The following is a 19,810-nucleotide window of genomic DNA, read 5'->3' as shown; positions in this document are numbered from 1 at the left end:
CCTACCATCGCCGACAAGCCCGTTGCTGTCGCCGCACCAAACGTGCTCAGCAAATAGTCGGTGTACAAATCGAGTTCTTTGTTCTTCATGGCGACAGGTTATCGTATGCACTGCGTAACATCAGTAAGTTACTACACCACTAACACTGTGGGCTTGCGGACGCTATTCTGGACCGCGTGATGCAAAAGAATCACCGTTTCACTCTGATGGGTGAGTCTCTTCGGCAGAAGCCAAAATCAAGCAAGAAGGAGGTCCATCCAGCCCCATCGTGACCGACACCCCTACAATGTAGATGCGCAACACCGCACGATGCGACACCGGTCACGATCGACCGGAATCAGCGGTCACGTTCGCCGGAATACGCATAAAACGGCTACTTTGCATTGACGACAAATAGTTGGGGACAGCCTCTACAGCGGCAACGCACAAGCTGACAGTGCTTTTAGCTCAGGTTTGTTGATAGGTAGCACTCGGGGCATAGCAAATCCACTTTTGTGCTGTAGCAACCTCAATTCTGCGGGTTGGTCCTCTTCAATGCGCTTGGCGGGAAACGTCAACCGCCCCTAGTCGGCTTGGCGCTTTAACCAACGCTTCGCCTTCCAGGACGATATGCCCAGCCACACTGCAACGGGTAGCCAGGGTTACCCTAAGCTTGGCAGCATCCAGGGCAGTCACTTCTACGCTGGCTGTCACCGTATCACCAATGAACACCGGGGCCATAAAACGCATGGTTTGCGACATATAGATGGTGCCCGGACCGGGCAATTGATTACCCAGCACAGTAGACACAAGGCTGGAAGTCAACAAACCATGGGCGATGCGCCGGCCAAAAGGGGTGGTGCGTGCGTATTCTTCATCGGTATGGATAGGGTTATGGTCCCCCGTAATACCAGCAAACAGAACGATGTCGGCCTCGGTGACTGTTTTACGGAAGGAAGCTGTCTGCCCAAGGGTCATGTCTTCAAAATAAATTGTCATACGCTGCAGTTCCTCATGTGAATGCGGCACACCTGACATCGCGCCAGGCGCAATTGCGGTTGCAAAATGGGGTTGGCTGCCCAAGCTAATCCGAAATGAGTAATCCGTACCTACTTAAATTCAAGCTCAATGCTTCTTGGTTTCAGTCCCAACGGCTGATTCTGGCAAAGCACGGCGCAACAAGGCAAATTCAATGCTTTGTCGCGTTGCATCCACAGATGCAAATCAAACGCTTGTTTAAATTAAGTGTTCGATGCTAAGTTGCATCCTACGCATGTTCTAATCTAGTGACGGCAAAGCACGCGATGACGCCATATGCCAGCCAATGCTATGCTTCAGGCCCCTTACGTTCACGTAACGTAATAGGCCGTTGCCAAGTTGGTTGACGCCAGCCTCTACTGGCAACCCGCCTCTCACCCAAGTTCCTAATCCGACCCCCAGCGGAGGCCGTTTTGAAAATCCTGGTCGCAGTAAAGCGCGTTGTTGATTACAACGTCAAAGTCCGTGTCAAATCCGATGGCAGCGATGTTGATATCGCCAACGTCAAAATGTCGATGAACCCCTTTGACGAGATTGCGGTGGAAGAAGCCGTTCGTTTGAAGGAAGCCGGCAAGGCAACCGAGATCGTAGCGGTATCGCTAGGTGTAAAGCAGTGCGAAGAAACCCTGCGTACAGCCCTGGCCATGGGCGCTGATCGCGCCATCCATGTCGAAACCGACGCCGTGCTGCAACCCCTGGCAGTAGCGAAGCTGCTCAAGGCACTGGTCGACAAAGAACAAGCCCAGCTCATCATCCTGGGCAAGCAAGCCATTGACGACGACGCCAATCAAACCGGCCAGATGCTGGCCGCACTCATGAATGCGCCGCAAGGCACTTTCGCTTCCAAGGTGGAAATTGCCGGCGAAAAAGTCAGTGTCACCCGTGAAATCGATGGCGGCCTGGAAACCGTTTCGCTCTCGCTGCCCGCCGTCATCACCACCGACCTGCGCCTGAATGAGCCGCGTTACGTGAAGCTGCCCAATATCATGGCTGCCAAGAAAAAGCCGCTCGATAAGATCAGCCCTGCCGATTTGGGCGTTGACCCGGCGCCGCGCCTGAAGGTACTGAAGGTATCCGAGCCCATCACGCGTTCGGCAGGCATCAAGGTCAGCTCGGTCGCCGAGCTGGTGGCAAAACTGAAGAACGAAGCGAAGGTGATCTAAATGTCCATTCTGGTTATTGCTGAACACGACAACACCTCGTTGAAGCCCGCCACGCTGAACACGATTACCGCCGCTACAAAACTCGGCAGCGATATCCACGTGCTGGTGGCAGGCCACAATGCCGGTGCTGCTGCACAAGCTGCCGCCAAGGTAGCCGGTGTCACCAAGGTATTGCAGGCCGATGGCGCTCACCTCGCGCATGGTTTGGCAGAAAACCTCGCTCCGGTAGTCGTGGACCTCGCCAAGTCATACAGCCACGTCTTGGCCCCCGCAACCACCAGCGGCAAGAATGTCATGCCGCGTGTGGCAGCTTTGTTGGATGTCGCCCAGGTTTCGGATGTAGTCCGCATTGAATCGGCCGATACCTTCGTGCGCCCTATCTACGCCGGCAATGTGATTGCCACCGTCCAGTCAATGGATGCCGTCAAGGTTCTTACCATACGGACTACGGCCTTTGATGCAGCAGCCCAGGGCGGTGCAGCAGCTGTCGAAAACGTTGGGGCGGGCAGCGATGCCGGCAAGTCGAGCTTTGTCTCGTCAGAGCTGACCGTTTCAAGCCGTCCGGAGCTCGGTGCGGCAAAAATCATCGTCTCCGGCGGCCGCGCTCTCGCGTCCAACGAGCAATTCCACGCGGTGCTCGAACCCCTGGCCGACAAGCTCGGCGCGGCCATCGGCGCAAGCCGTGCCGCCGTCGATGCGGGTTATGCACCCAATGACTATCAAGTCGGCCAGACCGGCAAGATTGTCGCACCTCAGTTGTATATCGCGGTCGGCATATCCGGCGCTATTCAGCATCTGGCAGGGATGAAGGACTCCAAAGTCATTGTTGCCATCAACAAGGATGAAGAAGCCCCTATCTTCCAGGTAGCTGACTATGGCTTGGTGGCCGATCTGTTTACCGCGGTACCGGAGTTGATCGCTGAGTTAAGCAAGTAAAGTCGCGATGCATTAGGACGGTCACCATGGTGACCGTTTTATAAGCCCAAATAATCAAGCAAGCGCTCGAATGCATTCATATTTGATCTGGAGATAGCCATGACCTACCGCGCCCCCATTGCCGAGATCCGTTTTGTACTCAATGAACTCGCCGGCCTGAGCGAAGTTGCCGCGCTACCGGGCAATGAAGAAGTGAATCCCGAGCTGGTCGATGCGATCCTGGAAGAGGCCGCCAAGCTGGCGGAAAACGTGATTGCACCGCTGAACAAGGTGGGCGACCAGCATGGCAACCAGCTCAATAATCATGTCGTCACTACCGCGCCCGGTTTTAAAGGCGCTTACCAGCAATTTGCTGAAAATGGCTGGATGAGCCTGCGGTTACCGACTGAGTTCGGCGGCCAAGCCATGCCAGCCTTGGTAGCGATGGCGACAGACGAAATGTGGTGCGCCTCCAATGTGGCTTTCAGCTTGTGCCCGTTGCTTACATTGGGTGCTTTTGAAGCAATTGCCCACCATGCTTCAGGCGAGATCAAAGCTACCTACCTCACCAAGATGGCAACGGGTGAATGGACAGGCACCATGAACCTGACCGAACCGCAAGCCGGGTCCGATCTCGCGCAGGTACGCAGCAAGGCCGTGCCGGTTGGCGATGGCACGTACAAGATTTCCGGCCAGAAGATTTTCATCACCTGGGGCGAGCACGATATGGTCGAGAACATCGTCCACCTCGTCCTGGCCCGCCTTCCCGATGCACCGGCAGGCGTGAAAGGGATTTCGCTATTCGTCGTGCCGAAGTTCCTGGTCAACGCTGATGGCTCGCTCGGCGCACGCAATGATGTGAAGTGTGTTTCGCTGGAACACAAGCTGGGTATTCATGGCTCGCCCACCTGTGTGATGAGCTATGGCGACAACGGTGGCGCAATTGGCTATCTGGTGGGTGAAGCCCACCGCGGGCTTAGCTATATGTTCACCATGATGAACGCCGCCCGCCTCGGCGTGGGCGTAGAAGGCATGGCGATTGCCGAACGCGCCTACCAACAAGCCGTTGCATACGCCAAGGATCGCGTCCAATCACGTGAATTGGGGTCAGACAACGCCGCCCCTGCCGCTATCATCAAGCACCCGGATATTCGCCGTATGCTGATGACGATGAAGGCGCAAATCGAAGCCCAGCGCGCCCTCACCTACTACACCGGTGCAGCGCTCGATAAAGCTGGCAGCCACCCCGACACCACAGAAAGAGCCAAGCACCAAGCGGTGGTCAACTTTCTTATCCCCATCGTTAAGGGTTGGAATACCGAGCAAGTCAACGAAATCACCAGCCTGGGCGTACAAATCCATGGTGGCATGGGCTTTATCGAAGAAACCGGTGCAGCCCAGTACCTGCGCGATGCCCGCATTACTGCTATCTACGAAGGCACCACAGGCATCCAGGCGTTAGATCTGATTGGCCGCAAGACTGCCGCTGAACGCGGCATGACCGCCAAGGCGCTGCTAAGTGAAGTCGAAGCCACCGCCGGTAAGCTGAAAACGGCCGGCCTCGCTGAAATCGGCGACGCCCTGAATGCCGCACTGGTCCACGCCCGCGCCAGCACCGACTATGTTGTCAGCCAGTTTAGCGAACAACCACGCGATGTCGCAGCGGGCTCGGTGCCTTTCCTGAAATTGATGGGCATTGTGCTGGGTGGCTGGCAGTTGGGCCGCGCAGCGCTTGTAGCCAAGCAGAAACTGGCAAATGCCGATAGCGATGCCGACTTCTATGAAGCCAAGCTGATTACCGCCCGCTTCTTCGCTACTCACCTACTGCCGCAAACCGGTGGGCTGGCTGCAGCCATTCTGAACGGCGCAGAGAGCGTACTGGCGCTGCCGGAAGCAGCATTTTAATTCAATAAAATCAAAAGCTTGCATACTATATAGAAGTTCGGACTTGATCTGACCGTTGCTCGTTTTGATGGTGCCCGATGGTTCTCCACCGCCTGGCGGCGCTTCCGCCAACGGCGCTGCGTAGCGGTTAGACGCTTGTTCTTGCCCCGGTGGGTGATCTCCGCCCCAGGATTGTCCTGGTCCACACCACGGAAGCCCAGATCGACCACTTGTTTAGACACCTTGCCCGTCCCCGCCAGCAAAATACTGTTCTGTTCCCGTTGCTGGTTCAGCACATGGCTATCGTAGGGGTGACTGGGAGGGGCCTCCCGGGCTTCTCCATCAGCCCACGCTTGTGGGTGACGACAATGCTCACCTTTACGCCGAATTTATACGGCTTTCTGGCCTTGCCCTTGCCGATGCATTCCACCTCCGGCGCATGCAACACGCACTGCTTGTTCTTGTCTTTCGGCTGCGGCGTGCGAATGCGCTCGGTCCATCTCCTGAACGGTGCTGTCGACGATGATCCGTTTAAATTCATTGAGACGCACCACCTGTGACCACTGCGTGTCTATCGCCGCCATGGTCTTGCATAATGCCGCCTTCGGCGATTTTGCAGGACGGACTTTTTGCAGCTCAGTGTGCACATGCGGCAGATGTCAAAAGTGTCTAAACGCACCTCATGCTGTTTATCGGCGTACTTTTAACTCATTGCCTATTTCAGCCTTCTTGGTCTTCTTGTCGTGAACACAAATCTGCTCACCACTTCTTTACTGCTCGCGGGCTTACCCTTCAACAAAGCCAAGCCATAAGATTCGCTCCCAAATGGGTCAACAATTACCTTTGGTTTTTTTATGTAGCTATTGGGGCAACTACACATGCCATCGTGAATTCCAGGCCAAATTCAGCCCAGCTGTCAGAAGACGAAGCATACGCAGCCGTCGATGTCACTTAGCGCAAATAAATTATGCGGTAGGAAATAAAAAAGAACTTAAAACTGCCAGATAGTGGCGATCTAATTTGTAAACACATAATCTGAGAAGACAAGCCCAATTAGGCGTTTATTTTACAGGCTTCTGTGATGCAGTTTTTTCCAGAAATGTAGGCAGTAAAGTGCCTGCCGCGGCGTTGGAAAGCGAAAGTTGTAGCTCTTCACCATTGATGACACCCTTCACCATCGGAGTACCAACCACTTGGTCATTAATGTATATCATTAATTGCTGCCCTAAGCTGTCACGGGTTACCTTTTCTAACCGAGCACGTGCTTCAGGGTTGAGTTTCACCATCAGGGTAATATCGGTATTGCCATCCCGCTTGATTCGCAAATCTATATCGGTAAAGTCATTGACTGATGAAAATGCTACTTCAGCAGCCTGAGCATACCCAAGAAAACCGCACACATAACACAACGCGGCAAACTTCCTCCATTGAAAACACATACTTATCCTCCTAATTATCTTTGAATATTTAATTGCTCCTTATGATTGCAATTATCGTGCCCCACCTTGAATTAGTGCTTTCCCCATCGCTAGAAAAATACAACGCCAAGGTCGCCACTCAACAGCACAGAGGCTATAAACAGCTCTTCCCCTGACGAGACCTCGACCATGCAAAGCACCAGCACTTGCCTTTGGTTCGACAACCAGGCACTAGAGGCCGCCACCTTCTATGTGAGCCTGCTGCCAGACTCACGCATTCTCGATACCAAGTTCTACCTGGAAGGTGGCCCACAACCGGCGGGTTCGGTGCTGACTGTACAGTTCCTGCTCGCCGGTACGGAATATCTGGCCTTGAACGGTGGCCCGCATTTCAAGTTCTCTCCCGCCATATCGATCGTGGTCTACTGCGACACGCAGCCGGAAATAGATGCGCTGTGGCGCAAATTGTTGGAAGGTGGACAACCCAGCCAATGCGGCTGGCTGACAGATAAGCACGGGCTGTCGTGGCAGATCGTACCGCGCCCATTCCTGAAGCTGATGAACAGCAAAGATACCGCCGCATCGCAACGGGCATTCGCCGCGATGATGCAGATGACGAAGTTAGACATCGCCGTACTTCAAAAGGCTTATGACGGAACTTAAACCTTGGCGCGATCTTACTGCGCAGCCGTGATCAGGGCTCATGTGCTGCTCGAAGTCCTCATGTACCCAAGTACATTCCGGCTTCTGCGCTGCGCTTCGCCCTGCTGACAACTGCTCGCTACAGATCGTGAACAGGTTTTAGCGCAACTAACAAAACCCTTCTGGCGTTGTTATGCAAACTTGCCGTACTTACGTACTGTCTGCGTTTGCACACCTAGCCAGAACCGCTACGCTGGGTTTGTTAGTTGCGCTTGTTGCTCGTACAGCACGCAATTTATAAGTGCTCAGGAGATTGAATAAATGAGCCGCGATTCTCTGGACGAAGCCGATTTCCCAACAGAATGGGGAGCCATAAAGGCTATCTGTCGAAGACACCCTAGCGGCCTATTTCCCGGGGTAAGTTTTGTGTCGATGGCCATACCAGTTGAGGCATTCAATATTGCACTCCTGCTTGCATATGGCGTTTTAGAACAAGCCTTAAAGCAGTGTTTAAGGGACGGCAGATTCACCTGCAAAGTAAAAGATCCGTCACTTTACAATCTCTCATGTTGAATTCAAAACATCAGCTGAAATGGCAAGCATTCACGACAGTTAACGATGGTAGTTTAATGCGAAATAGGCTTGCTCACCATGCTCATATAGCTTCAGAAAATGACTGCCTTAGATATGCGCTAACAATTGAGAGTGAACTAAAGGAGTGGGGCATTCTTTCTGACCACTGACTGTTCTCTAACTAGTATTGTCAGCCCTATTTGAGCGCGCCCGATGGCGCGTTTTCTGTCTTCGCAGGATGAGCTTGCCGTTCTTTAAGTTAACGCATGTAAATATATTGATTTTCACTATAACTACACTACAGGTAGGTGGTTTCCATTCATCACCGAACCTCGCAGTAACTGTTGTTTTGACTGATATTTTTGGTTATGGGTTCTTATTAAAGGAGTAAAAAATGGCTACGACTCAATCTCCAGCGTCCAAATTGGCTAGAGCCGCTTCTGGACTGCTACAAAGCAAACCAGCACCAGCAAAACCAACGCCAGTAAAAGCGAAGCCCGTTACGAGTTCTGCCTTTTCTCCAAGTAAAGCAACACCAGCAAAACCTGCTACAGGTTCTGCCTCATCACAAAGTAAAGTGACCAAGACTGCCAAAGCGGCAACTGTCGCAAAGGCCAAGCCAACCGTAAAGACAGCAGTGAAATCAGCCAAACCTGCCTCAAAGCCAGCGGTTAAGGCAAAGGCAAGCACGGCGAAGAAATCCAGCGCAGCTAAAAGCGTTAAAAAAGCTGGGGCCAGTACCAGCAGTTCAGCTAAGAAACCGAGCACAGCCAAGGCTGCCAAACCCAACGGTCAACGCAAGTCTTCTGCTGGTTCAGTACCCGTTTCAGCAGAAAAGCTGAGTAATGGCTTGGCCAATGCAAAGGGTGAAATCAAAAAAATGCTGACCAGCTTTTCGTCTGCATTCACTGGCGATTACGGCATTAAGGAAGTTCAGCTGACTGTCAGCTTTGGTGCGGATGGTAAGTTTTTGGGATTCGGTTCTGGTGGTAGCTCATCCATGACCGTAACGCTCGCACCGGGGAAAAAGTAGAGGCCTATCAGCACTGTCGTCGCGCTTTGGAATAACGCCGCGCTGGCAGCATGCCATTACACAATTCCCACCGCATGACCTGCCCAGCTTGCATTAGCAAGCTGGGCGCATGCTTATCTACATCAAACTTTGCCGTTACTTCGAAGGTCCGATTGCAACAATCGCAGTCTGCAAATCTCGTCCGAGATAATCACTTGTAAGCACCCGTCCATACAGCACCATCACTCACACAACGGCCTGTGGTTGGTCCATCGACCCTACCTTGCCACGACTCGCAGTCTGCCCCGGTATGCGGTAATGACCTTCGTCGAAGCGGTCTATACCGCAACTGAGATTGGATATCCAATCGAGAAGGACTAACAGCACCGACTTGCCGACAAAGTAACGGCCATGCTGCGGTACCAGCATGGTGACTTCCCCCCGTTCGACCAGAGGCCGAACCATATTGGCCCAGAGCCTGCATACCTTGTTAGCTACCATATAGCGTCGGTGAAACCCTTCCATGCTGGCAATGTGTTGGTTGAACTCCGCCAGGCTCGCAATCGGTGCGGTGACTGCCTCATGCTCCACCATCGAAGCACCCATGTCGCCCGAGAACAGGATGCGCGATGTCGGGTCGTAAAAGTGAAAGTTGCCCTCTGCGTGCAGAAAGTGGGCTGGCACCGCAGCCAGCTTGCTGCTACCCAACGTAATCCAGCAGCCTTCGTCCGGTACGCCAGTGATGCGGCCTGTCGAATTACCCACATTGCAAAAATGCGGTACAAAGCGCGACCAGAGCTTGGAAACTAAAAGCTGGCATTGGGTGCTCACCAGCCATTTGTTCAGTGAGGCAACAATATCCGGGTCGGCATGCGACGCCAAAATGTATTTGAGCTCACGCGCGGGGAAGTAACGCGCCATGGCCATGATCAAGGCGTTGTAGGTCATATTGCCTGCCGGGTCGATCAAGGCCCCTTCCTTGCCCGAGACAATCAGGAACTGATTCGCCTGCACAGCCTCGTTATCGGTATCGTCCACGAGGTCGGCAAACATCAGGCATCGGTGGCTGCCGTTGTCGAACAAGGAAATAGCCATGCATGACGCCTCGATTTGCAAAAAGGGCGCACCGTAGCGCGAAATTCATTGCCATTTATTGATACAACGCAAAGCAAGTCGGTAAAACAGCTGCAAATCAAGCGATTGACCGGTTTGTCGGCATTGGCCCAACGTAGTCAGCGGGCTACAATCGGCGCTTCCCAAAGTGAAGGAAGTCAATAAATGGGTTTTCTTGCCGACAGAAAGATCCTGGTCACCGGCCTCTTGTCCAACCGTTCCATCGCCTACGGCATTGCAAAAGCCTGCCACCGTGAGGGTGCCACCTTGGCCTTCACGTATGTGAACGACAAACTCAAAGACCGCGTTGTAGATCTGGCAAAGGAATTTGGCAGCGATATCATCCTGCGTTGCGATGTCGGTTCCGACGAAGAGATTGCCGCCATGGCTGCCGATTTGGGCAAGCATTGGGACCGGGTCGATGGTGTCGTCCATTCGATCGGCTTTGCGCCGCGCGAGGCGTTGTCGGGGGATTATCTCGATTCAGTCAGCCGTGAAGCCTTTAACATCGCCCACGACATCAGCAGCTACAGCTTTGCTGCCTTGGCCAAAGCCCTGCGCCCGCAACTGAGTGCAAATGCATCGTTGCTGACGCTGAGCTACCTGGGCGCTGAACGCGCCGTGGTCAATTACAACGTGATGGGCTTGGCCAAAGCAAGCCTGGAAGCCAATGTGCGCTATATGGCTTCGTCCCTCGGCAGCCAGGGCATTCGTGTAAACGGGATTTCCGCCGGCCCCATCAAAACGCTGGCCGCTGCAGGCATTGCCGGATTTTCGAAGATTCTCCACCACGTCGAGCAATCGTCACCACTGAAGCGCAACGTCACCATTGAAGAAGTTGGCAATGTGGCAGCCTTCCTGTTGTCCAATCTTTCGTCCGCTGTGACGGCTGAAATCATGCATGTGGACAACGGCTATAGTACTGTCGCTGCGGGCATGGACGAGTAGCGCGGCAAACAAAACTCTTCTGGCGTTGTTGTGCAAACTTGCCGTACTCACGTACTGTCTGCTTATGCACGCCTAGCCAGAATTGCTTTGCTGGGTTTTGTTTGCCGCGCTTGAAAGCTGGCAGCACATTATCCAAATAAAAACGCCCGGGAATACCCGGGCGTTTTTATTTGGATAATGCTGACTACAGACCCGATATGGATAGATATTGAGACAAACCATAGAGGTTCTGCGTGCTCGGTGAATAGGAGAACAACGTCGGTTGCTCGGCATAGCGGCTTTGGAATTGTTGTAGTCGCGTCTGCGCAGCATAGGGATTATCGCTACGGGCAAGCAGGTTGGTACTGTCCAAGGTAGTTGTACGCTTGCTATTGGTCAACGCTGTGTTGCTGGCATTCTTAACCCGATTCGCCGCATCCGCCAATAAGCTGCTCACTTTCTCCGGGTCTTTGCTGAAAGCCTTACCGAGCTTGTCCTCATCCAAGGTCAACGTCCCTTGCCTGTCACGTTTGATACCGATTTGTTCCAGGGTGATCTTATTGGTCTCTCCACTGCTTTGTGCTGAATTCAAGGCCTTGTCTATCTGGCCAACTATCCTATTACGCGCCGACGAGTCGCTCTGTCCGCTCTCAACCTTCTCAGTAAACCGATTAATCGCCTCGACAAAAGTACGTGCACTGCTATTGGCTTCATCGGCATCGCGCGCCACATCAATCTTGGCGACACCCGTCGAACTCAGTCGCAACGCAATGCCACGGTCCACATTGTTGACCTCATTGGTCGAACTGATGATGGCCTTGCCATTCAAAGTCAGTTCCGCAAACTTGGCGTTGCGATTTACATCCAGATTACGGCCGGTACCCGGCAACTCGCTCGGATCATACGCCAAGCGCGACAGCCCCTGACTGTTGTCCCGGTTGCTGCCATCGCTATCACTTACGCGGATACGGAACGCTTGGTCGCCTCCCGTCTTTTGACCACTTAAATCCAGGCGGAAGCTTCCGTTGTCCTCAACCACCTTGGCGTCGACACCCACATTGGCACGGTTGATCGCCTTGGCAATACCATTCAGGGTGCCATCTCCAGCTGAAATACTGACCGTCGCACTCTTACTACCGTCGTTAGGCGTAAAGCTATTGCTGTTGCTATTAAAACGCCCAAACTCAATCTGCAAACTACCCGTCCCGACAATACTGCTATCCCGATCGGCAAACGCTTGACTACGCACACGCTGGCTTTGCGCCAACTGGCTTACTTCAACATTCAAGGTTTGGGGAGGCACATCGGTACGGCTGATATTGGCGCTGATATTCTGGTTATCTGATTTCGCCTTCACCTTTGCGACTTTATCCAGACTATCCAGGTTACCTGCCGAAGTCTTAAGCTCCACTAGAGCCGATTGCAAACGGCCGGCTTCAGAAAGGCGTACATTGGTCGAACTGGTCCAACGCAATTTTTCATCGTTACTTGATGCGGACTGCACAGTGCCATTGCGGTTGATACCGCTGAATGCATATGCCTGACTAACTGAATTACCAATACCATAGAGGCTCATTTTTACCTCCCGGGGGCCTTTCAGTTGCCCTCTATCCAGAACAATTTCAATATACGCTTGAAATACTGAGGTAATGCACCGTTTAGCTGAGATTTACCGTGTAGGAAGGACGTCCCATGTGCCAATTACTGGGCATGAACTGCAACATACCAACCGATATCTGTTTTTCATTTGAAGGATTTCGTAAACGCGGCGGGCTAACCGACCACCATGCTGACGGCTGGGGTATCGGTTTTTTCGAAGGGCCCGGCTGCCGGCTTTTCCTGGATTGGCAATCATCCAGCACCTCACCCGTTGCAGAGCTGGTGCGGAATTACCCGATCAAGTCCACCAATGTCATCGCCCATATCCGTAAGGCAACCGTGGGCAACATCACCCTGGCCAACACCCATCCTTTTCTGCGGGAACTCTGGGGGCGTTATTGGTTGTTCGCCCACAATGGCGACCTGAAAACCCTGCCAGCTTTGGTGAACGAGCGGTTTATGCCGGTAGGCAATACTGATAGCGAACATGCTTTTTGCTGGATGCTCCAACAGCTTGCCAGCCGCTTTGAAAAAGAACCACCCCCGGCACAATTACATGTGGCATTACGCGAATTGGCAACGACATTGAGCCAACACGGCAGCTTCAATTTCCTGTTATCAGATGGCGAATGGCTGGCAGCCCACTGTTCCACCCATTTGCACTACCTTGTGCGCCAAGCCCCGTTCGGGCAGGCCCACTTGGTTGACCAAGACGTGAGTGTAGATTTCCACTCTCTGACCACGCCGGCCGACCGGGTAGCGATGATTGCAACCCAACCGCTAACTGACAACGAGCAATGGACGCAGATACAACCCGGGGAACTCGTTATCTTTCGCGATGGTGAGCCCATATTCTGCTGAAATGGCGTTCCCTTCATCCATCCAGCACCAAGGGCAAGGTAAGTACATGGTTATCAAACGCGTTGTCCCGTGCAACCCAGAGGCAGTGACATTTGAAGCGATGGACGGAGAACATTTTCAATATCTGCTGCGTGTAGGCAATACAGTGCTGAAGATGCTATCAGATGCGCATTCACCGATGCTCATTCACCATTTGAAAATACCACTTCCCCTGTTATTTCCACCCGATCTCGCTCGCGAGACTTTGAACAGGATCTGACAGCACAGGTCACTCAATCGTGCATTCAAAATTCTGGCGCTGGGGTTTATCGCCCAGCACCGCCTCGGGGGGTTTGTTGGTACCAGTGTCGGTTGCAATTGGCACACCGCTTTTCTGTGGCATCAGTACTGGCGCCTGCTCGCTGCCGGAATAGCCATATTGACCGGGAAGGAACTGCTGGCTACCTTTGTCGTTGCTCAGGACAATCAGCCCATCCGCCACATCCACGTACAAACCATCGGCAGGCGATTTGCCTTCATTGTCCCGATAGTCGCTACAGTCGCTTTGACAGAACAACGCACCGTAGTTGGTGCCGCGGATACCGATGGTGGCAGTCGGCGTCGTCATCCGGTAATCCGCCAGACCACTGCGTTTTCCGACCAGTCCAGTCACGGCACGTAGACCGCCCTTGATCAAGCGGAAGAACGCGTTGTCTTCATCGGGTTTGGCCTGCTCGAAACGGAATGAATCCACCCTCAACTCGGTATTGGGCCGAAGCGTCAGTTCGCCCCCATCGACAAACTTCAACCGTGCATAACTGCTGGGCCCGGTTGCGAGTAAATCGCCACTATCGACCATCGAATTCAAGCTGAGTATCTTCAGCACGCCATCCGCCTTGCGTACAGACAGCACGCCGGCCAGATTCGTTACCGTTGCCTCACCGGCTGCCCAAACGGGTGTAGCCAGGCAAGCACAGGTTGCCAGAATGAGTACGTTTTTCATGGCGTTAGCACTTCTTGTCTTTTTTACGTTTTTCTTCGTTCTTTTCTTGCTGCTGGGCATCTTGCAGTACCTTCCTCACCTGGTCTTTCACGCTGTCCCCGCCAGACTCGACAAGCTCGGTCAGCTCGTTGATGCTGCGCACCGTATCGCTGATTGGTGAATTGCCGCCATCTGGCGTCAGGGTGCCCGGATACGCCACACCGTCGGCATCGCGCACATCCAACACCCCATTACCGCTGATGAGTTTGAGCTGATCGCTCGGCACCGTGGCGCGCAACGACACCCCGCCACCAGCCACCGCCACCAGCGACCCCGCGCGGATATTCAACCCGCCAATCAGCGCGGAAAGAATGCTGCCCTGCGCTGCACTCAGGCTGATAGGGCCAACGCCTGCATCAAGAAAACCAAGCGTAATACTGCCCAGCGCCGCGTAATTGATCGCTCCACCATTGGAAACACTGCTGGTACCCGGGGCCATGGTCAGGCTGCCACCATTGGCCACGAGGTTGATTGCGCCGCCCTGCGTGGTGATATTGGCGTTCTGCTCGATACCGCCAGCCGACTGGATATCGCAGCTGCCTGTAGTCGTGCTGAGCGGACCATTGATGATGATGTTGTCGTTACCATTTCCACTTGCCGTGGTAGCCAAGTGGATGCCCCGGCCAGCGTTAATAGCGGCGCCAATCACCATCGGGCTGTGGGTGACCAGATCAACAGCCCCGCCAGCTGTGATCTCACCCGTGGTTGTCATCCCACCCACACTTTCCACTTGCAGATTCTGGCTAACCTGCGCCGAGGTGAGCGTGATGGCCCGCTTGTTGACCAAGCCAACCGATCCACCACTCTTGAGGGCCACTGCGCTCACATTGCTAACCAACTGGATATTGCCCCCGGCAGAAAGTTCGGCCGAGTTGGCTGTCAAATGCTCGCTGACTTCGGCAGGCCCCTTGATAACCCCAGCAGCCTCTACAACCACGCTCTTGCCAATCACCCCTGCCAAGCCAATATCGCCAGGCCCGCGCAATGCCACTGCCGAATTGGCCGCATTCACTGTCGCGCTATAACTGGTCGCACCTTTGAAGTCGGTTATCGCACCCGTGTTACTCATCTTGATACTGGTCAAACTGGCACTGCCGTCGACATACATATCGCCCGCCGCCTGCAAATCGGCCGATCCGGTCTGTAATTGCATACGGCTACCCGCCGTACCCATGCCCCCACCCGACCCCAGCTTGACGGTACTGCCGATAAAACTGCCCGTCAGCAAGCCGCCAGTATTGACGGTGACACGCCCGGTTCCCGCATCGGCCACTACGTTGCTAGGACTGATAGCTTGCAAGGTGATATCGCCACCCATGGTATGCAGTTTCGCGTCTCCCACTGTGCCGCTGAATTGCAGCACAGCCCCCGCTGCCGTGGTATCCGCATCCAACGCGCCGACTTCAAGCCGTATGGGTTCAACGCTACCAATAGACCCGGCGGCACGCAAGGTTGCCTTTGCCCCGGCCAACTTCCCACCCGACACATTTTCTATCGTACTGGCGGTGACATCGACATTCCCACTGGCTGCATCCACAACCCCAAGCAATACCGGACCAGCCGCCAGCATCTTGATATTGCCGCCGGCGCTGCTGGCTGCGACCTGGTTATCATCCGCCAGCATCAAGTCGATCGCACCACCCTGGGTATTCAACACATTGCTGGACTTGGTAGCCAGGGTCGTGAAGTACATGTCACCGCCGCCGTGTACTGTCGCCTGCAGACTAGGTGCATTCACACTAAGTCTTGCCGCCGCGGTGCCCATGGCATTTGCCGCTTCCAGCTGCACCCCGCCACCTTGAGCCTGCAACATACGGCTGCTGGTGAGCGAACCACCACTAATGAGCGCCAGCCCACCCGTGCTCAGCGGATTCGCACCGGAAATCGTGATATCGCCACCGCTGCTGATTTTCAACCGGCCCGTACCCAGCATATCGGTATGGTCATTCAGCAATACACTCCCGGCGACCATCGCATCGATACCGCCCAGACTTGTAACAAATTTGTATTGCGTGGCAGGTCCTTGCTCAGATAGGAAGCTATCTCCCGTACCGGTACTCACCTCCACGGAATTTACCGTATTGGTCTCAAAGCGCTGGGCTGCAGTGCCTATTGCGCCACCCGCCGTCAATACCATGTTGCCACTGCTGACAACACCACCAGCCTGGCCTGAAATCATATTGCCACCAATGGCGTTCAACTCCACCGTACCCGACCCGGCATGCGCCCCCAACACGATCAGGTCGCCACTCGTGGTTTCATAACGGATATCGCTATTGACGGCATTGGCCATTAGCGTGCCGGCTGAACTGTTGGTGATAAACAGCCCGCCGCCGCCATCCAACGAGGAAACGGCTGTCACTGCAGGGGCATGAACCGGCAAAGGACTGCTGGATGAGCCAACACCACCGCGGCTCGTAAGCAGCAGACTACTGGTCGCGTTCAGCCCCCCCGCCCCCGTGATCCGGCCCTGGTCTGTGGTCAATTTCAATATGTTGGCAGTAACAGGAATATCCACCTGCATATCACCGCTACTGATGAATTCCAGGGTATTCGTGCCGGTGATGCGCCCCAGCTCGGCCGCATCCAGGCCCAGCTGCACGGCTACATCGCCACCACCCAGATTCATACCGGTACCGACAGTCCGTGTACTGATCTTCACTGTTGGCGCGGATATCTGCGTATCCGTACCCAAGGTAATAGAATCAGCAAACAAACGTGCTTCGGTGCCCGCAGATAGGGTCGCCATCGCGCTGGGGCTCGATCCCATCAACGACAGCGACGATGCTTTGATTTCCGTCGCCTCTGTGGAATTGATCTTCAGCTCAGTCCCCTGCATGGCAGCAGCGCTACCCAAGAGGACATTTCTGCCAGAGAGGCTTCTGCCCGAGCCAAACAGCAAGGACAATCCAGAAGTATTCAGCCCCAGGGCATTCAGGGTAATGTCGCCAGTCGTGCTGATATCACCGACACTGCCGACATCAATCGCTCTGGCCGACTGCAGGAAGAACGACGCATTGGGTTGCAGACCCAGATTGGTCAGGATGGCGTCGTCACTGCTGACGATATAGGTGTCACCCACACCTGTTGTGAGGTTTGTACCTACCGAAAGTGTTGTCCCGTTATTGGGCTCTGAATCGCCCGGCACAACCCAACCGGAGATCTGCAACGGCCGGGGTTTAGATCCAACCAGACCCGGATAATTGACATAGCCGTTTCCCGGATCGATACGCTGCAGGTCCACTGTGGCGCCTCGTACCGTACCCAGCGATACCGTCGAAGGGGAATAACCGATGATCCCGCCATCGGCAGCCAAACTCACTTTCTTACCCGCTACCTGGCCGCTATTGAGCAAGATATCGCCGTGGGCATAGATTGCGACGTCGCCATAACCGTTATTGGTCACGCCCAGGTCGGCAATTTCCAAGGCCTGCTGGTTATTGACTTTCAAGACATCGGTACACAAGCCGCTGGTGCAATCGATTCTGGCCGAAAGCGACTTGATGTGATTTGCTGTCCCCGTCAAAAGAATGCCATGTGGCGCGGTATCAACACCTGTGGTCGATAGGTTCAGTGTGTCGACATTCAGCGTACTGCCTGCAGCCTGGCTGATCGCTTTGCCATTCAGCTTCACATCCGCCCGGCCAGCCCAGTTGAACTGACCCAATTGCACATCACTGCTACTCGCCAGAGAAAAAAACTGCCCGGCATTCCCGGTAAGCGTGGCATTCACAGCCACGGTACCACTACTGCTGCTGACACTGGGCAAGTCGACCGGGCCGCCAGAGCTGACATCAAGCACATTCGCAAGCAGTGACGCATTGAATGCTTGCGAGATGCCGCCACTACCCACCGCCAACTTCACCGTGGCGCCACTTCCGCCCAACTGCACCCCCGTACCCTGAGTGATTCGATTACCGGTAAGGGCTAACAATCCTGAGGTGATGATATTGGCACTCGCTGACACATTGTTGACAGCAGTCAGAGTAATGTTGCCAGTGCTGGTCAGCGGTGCATTAACAACCAGATTGCGCCCGGCGTTTGCAAGCAGGTTCTGCGTCGTGTTCACCGCCGTTTGAAAGGTGATGTCCTTGCTTGCATAAAGGGAAATATCTGCCGTTGCCGTATTCAGGATGGATGCGAGAATCGTCGAGGTGGTGCTGACACCATCACCCAGATTCACGGGTAGCGTACTCAAGCAATCGACCGAGCAAGTTGCCGCAATCAGCAGATTTTCAGGATCGAGGAACAAGGTCCCACGCTTACCCTGGGCAGCCCCCAAGTCCACGGTTGAATTGAATGCCAAGGCCCGCTTGCCGGAGACTTCGACAAAACCGCCATTACCGCCTTGCGCACCAGCGCGTGCCTGGATTGCCGCGGCGCTATGTGTGTCCTTATCCGCCCAAACGATAATCTTGCCGCCATCACCATTGGTCTGGGCACTGGCATCCAGCCTCGCACCGGACGCCAGGTCAGTGAACTGAGCATTACGCACCAAGGGATTCTTACCCTGGTAATCGCCGCCCAGCAGAATCGTACCGCCACCCGTTTTACCACTGGCATCGACACGGCCACTCAGAGAAACCTGCTCACCCAACAGTTGTGCAGTTCCGCCCTTGCCCTGGGTGTGGGTAACATCGACCAGACCATCTACCTGGGCTGTCTTACCCGCATCGACCAATACCGCGCCACCGCCTTGAGCAAGTGTCTGGCTGGTACTGGCAAGTTCAACATTCCGGCTGGCCTTGAAGACGATCTTGCCACCCTCGCCCACCTCGGCACGGGTCGCGCTGACCATACCCTGCTGGCGTATTGCAGCAGCGAAAATCCCAATCCGCCCTTGCTCCGCAATCAGCTTGCCGACATTGAGCGTCTCACCCGCTTTCGCATCAATCTTTACGCGCAAGCTGGTATCCACCCCATCCACCAGCTCTACGCTGGAGCCAGCCGCCAGCAACACCTCGCCTTTTGGAGAAAAAATCACCCCGCTGTTTTCCACATTCGGTGCAATCAGGTAGACGAAACCGCCAGTAGGTGTGGTGATGCTTGCGGCGTTACGGACCGAGCCGGTATTACTGCCCTGAAAATGCAAGCGGCCTGTACGGAAATCCTCATCGCTGATATTGAGGCTAGAAGCCACCAGGCCGGCAACATCAATCTGCGCTCCTTGGCCAAACACAATGCCATTAGGGTTGATCAGGAAGACACGGCCATTCGATTGCAACTGGCCGAGAATCTGTGAGGGGTCCTGCCCCATCACACGATTCAACACCGCGCTTTGGCTGTTTTGCTGCACAAAGCGGGTCAACTCGTTGGGGTTGATCGAGAACGACTGCCAATTGATGATGGCGCCAGGCGTGTTGTGAATATCCAGGCTATTGCCCAACTGCTGGATGGTAGCGGAGCCCGATACAACCGTTCCACCGGCCGGATTGGCTTTAGCCAAAGGGACATAGCAAGCCAGCGTGGCGGCAAATAGTGTTTTCAGAACAAAACGGGGTTGTCGTACCACATTCATCATCTTCATTCCTTCCACACATTAACTGATGTTACGCAGTAGCTGCGAGAAGCAGCTGTAACTGATCATAAGCCGCGCGGGAGGCGTTGATCAGTAACTTGCGGCAAAGTGCGAATGGGTTCTTCTGCGTCTTGATGCTCAGGCATT

Annotated in this window: 13 protein-coding genes and 1 pseudogene; 7 read left to right on the top strand and 7 right to left on the bottom strand. The window is 54.3% G+C overall.

Going from position 1 to position 19,810, the window contains the following annotated elements; genetic code table 11:
* Nucleotides 1-531: 531 nt before the first annotated feature.
* Nucleotides 532-978, bottom strand: a complete 447-nt coding sequence (locus tag CSQ89_RS14615) for a MaoC family dehydratase (protein ID WP_099406870.1) — start codon at nucleotides 976-978, stop codon at nucleotides 532-534.
* A gap of 452 nt (nucleotides 979-1,430) precedes the next feature.
* Here CSQ89_RS14615 and CSQ89_RS14610 point away from each other — a divergent pair, with 452 nt between their 5' ends.
* From CSQ89_RS14610 to CSQ89_RS14600, 3 genes are all read left to right on the top strand, one after another.
* Nucleotides 1,431-2,180 (top strand): electron transfer flavoprotein subunit beta/FixA family protein, encoded by a 750-nt coding sequence (locus CSQ89_RS14610; protein ID WP_099406869.1) that lies wholly within the window; start codon nucleotides 1,431-1,433, stop codon nucleotides 2,178-2,180.
* Nucleotides 2,181-3,116 (top strand): electron transfer flavoprotein subunit alpha/FixB family protein, encoded by a 936-nt coding sequence (locus CSQ89_RS14605; RefSeq protein ID WP_099406868.1) that lies wholly within the window; start codon nucleotides 2,181-2,183, stop codon nucleotides 3,114-3,116. It begins immediately after the preceding gene.
* Between the two features lie 99 nt (nucleotides 3,117-3,215).
* Nucleotides 3,216-5,000 (top strand): acyl-CoA dehydrogenase C-terminal domain-containing protein, encoded by a 1,785-nt coding sequence (locus tag CSQ89_RS14600; protein WP_099406867.1) that lies wholly within the window; start codon nucleotides 3,216-3,218, stop codon nucleotides 4,998-5,000.
* Between the two features lie 83 nt (nucleotides 5,001-5,083).
* Here the strand turns inward: CSQ89_RS14600 and CSQ89_RS23250 are convergent.
* A pseudogene (locus tag CSQ89_RS23250) lies at nucleotides 5,084-5,472 on the bottom strand (IS5/IS1182 family transposase); the annotation flags it as partial.
* Between the two features lie 568 nt (nucleotides 5,473-6,040).
* Nucleotides 6,041-6,418 carry a SecDF P1 head subdomain-containing protein gene (locus tag CSQ89_RS14585; RefSeq protein ID WP_099406864.1) on the bottom strand — a complete coding sequence of 126 codons (378 nt, stop codon included), beginning with the start codon at nucleotides 6,416-6,418 and terminating at the stop codon, nucleotides 6,041-6,043.
* 168 nt (nucleotides 6,419-6,586) lie between these two features.
* Here CSQ89_RS14585 and CSQ89_RS14580 point away from each other — a divergent pair, with 168 nt between their 5' ends.
* Nucleotides 6,587-7,060, top strand: coding sequence for a VOC family protein (locus CSQ89_RS14580; protein ID WP_099406863.1), 474 nt, complete (start codon nucleotides 6,587-6,589; stop codon nucleotides 7,058-7,060).
* A gap of 946 nt (nucleotides 7,061-8,006) precedes the next feature.
* The gene (locus tag CSQ89_RS22115; protein WP_139022789.1) at nucleotides 8,007-8,645 is read left to right on the top strand and encodes a hypothetical protein; all 639 of its coding nucleotides are present in this window, start codon (nucleotides 8,007-8,009) and stop codon (nucleotides 8,643-8,645) included.
* 225 nt (nucleotides 8,646-8,870) lie between these two features.
* Here the strand turns inward: CSQ89_RS22115 and CSQ89_RS14565 are convergent, their stop codons facing one another.
* Nucleotides 8,871-9,719 (bottom strand): MBL fold metallo-hydrolase, encoded by an 849-nt coding sequence (locus tag CSQ89_RS14565; RefSeq protein WP_099406860.1) that lies wholly within the window; start codon nucleotides 9,717-9,719, stop codon nucleotides 8,871-8,873.
* Between the two features lie 183 nt (nucleotides 9,720-9,902).
* Here CSQ89_RS14565 and fabI point away from each other — a divergent pair, with 183 nt between their 5' ends.
* Nucleotides 9,903-10,685, top strand: a complete 783-nt coding sequence (fabI, locus tag CSQ89_RS14560) for an enoyl-ACP reductase FabI (RefSeq protein WP_099406859.1) — start codon at nucleotides 9,903-9,905, stop codon at nucleotides 10,683-10,685.
* Between the two features lie 184 nt (nucleotides 10,686-10,869).
* Here the strand turns inward: fabI and fliD are convergent, their stop codons facing one another.
* Nucleotides 10,870-12,240 carry a flagellar filament capping protein FliD gene (gene fliD, locus CSQ89_RS14555; RefSeq protein ID WP_099406858.1) on the bottom strand — a complete coding sequence of 457 codons (1,371 nt, stop codon included), beginning with the start codon at nucleotides 12,238-12,240 and terminating at the stop codon, nucleotides 10,870-10,872.
* 116 nt (nucleotides 12,241-12,356) lie between these two features.
* On the opposite strand from fliD, the gene CSQ89_RS14550 reads away from it, so the two are divergent.
* The gene (locus CSQ89_RS14550; RefSeq protein WP_099406857.1) at nucleotides 12,357-13,124 is read left to right on the top strand and encodes a class II glutamine amidotransferase; all 768 of its coding nucleotides are present in this window, start codon (nucleotides 12,357-12,359) and stop codon (nucleotides 13,122-13,124) included.
* Between the two features lie 268 nt (nucleotides 13,125-13,392).
* On the opposite strand, the gene CSQ89_RS14540 is transcribed toward CSQ89_RS14550, so the two are convergent.
* Both CSQ89_RS14540 and CSQ89_RS14535 read right to left on the bottom strand, forming a co-directional pair.
* Entirely contained in the window at nucleotides 13,393-14,106 is a 714-nt protein-coding gene (locus CSQ89_RS14540) for a FecR family protein (protein ID WP_158229004.1), read from the bottom strand.
* A gap of 4 nt (nucleotides 14,107-14,110) precedes the next feature.
* Entirely contained in the window at nucleotides 14,111-19,666 is a 5,556-nt protein-coding gene (locus tag CSQ89_RS14535; protein ID WP_158229003.1) for a two-partner secretion domain-containing protein, read from the bottom strand.
* Nucleotides 19,667-19,810 lie beyond the last annotated feature (144 nt).

Origin of the sequence: Chitinimonas sp. BJB300, from assembly GCF_002735695.1 — a bacterium.
Classification (GTDB): Bacteria; Pseudomonadota; Gammaproteobacteria; order Burkholderiales; family Chitinimonadaceae; genus Chitinimonas.
The sequence above is the reverse complement of the archived record's forward strand: the minus strand, read 5'-3'. Positions and strand labels throughout refer to the sequence as shown.

Coding starts and splice junctions, on each gene's coding strand:
- CSQ89_RS14615 (WP_099406870.1), bottom strand. CDS start 978: ATGACAATTTATTTTGAAGACATGACCCTTGGGCAGACAGCTTCCTTC.
- CSQ89_RS14605 (WP_099406868.1), top strand. CDS start 2,181: ATGTCCATTCTGGTTATTGCTGAACACGACAACACCTCGTTGAAGCCC.
- CSQ89_RS14600 (WP_099406867.1), top strand. CDS start 3,216: ATGACCTACCGCGCCCCCATTGCCGAGATCCGTTTTGTACTCAATGAA.
- CSQ89_RS14585 (WP_099406864.1), bottom strand. CDS start 6,418: ATGTGTTTTCAATGGAGGAAGTTTGCCGCGTTGTGTTATGTGTGCGGT.
- CSQ89_RS14580 (WP_099406863.1), top strand. CDS start 6,587: ATGCAAAGCACCAGCACTTGCCTTTGGTTCGACAACCAGGCACTAGAG.
- CSQ89_RS22115 (WP_139022789.1), top strand. CDS start 8,007: ATGGCTACGACTCAATCTCCAGCGTCCAAATTGGCTAGAGCCGCTTCT.
- CSQ89_RS14565 (WP_099406860.1), bottom strand. CDS start 9,719: ATGGCTATTTCCTTGTTCGACAACGGCAGCCACCGATGCCTGATGTTT.
- fabI (WP_099406859.1), top strand. CDS start 9,903: ATGGGTTTTCTTGCCGACAGAAAGATCCTGGTCACCGGCCTCTTGTCC.
- fliD (WP_099406858.1), bottom strand. CDS start 12,240: ATGAGCCTCTATGGTATTGGTAATTCAGTTAGTCAGGCATATGCATTC.
- CSQ89_RS14550 (WP_099406857.1), top strand. CDS start 12,357: ATGTGCCAATTACTGGGCATGAACTGCAACATACCAACCGATATCTGT.
- CSQ89_RS14540 (WP_158229004.1), bottom strand. CDS start 14,106: ATGAAAAACGTACTCATTCTGGCAACCTGTGCTTGCCTGGCTACACCC.
- CSQ89_RS14535 (WP_158229003.1), bottom strand. CDS start 19,666: ATGATGAATGTGGTACGACAACCCCGTTTTGTTCTGAAAACACTATTT.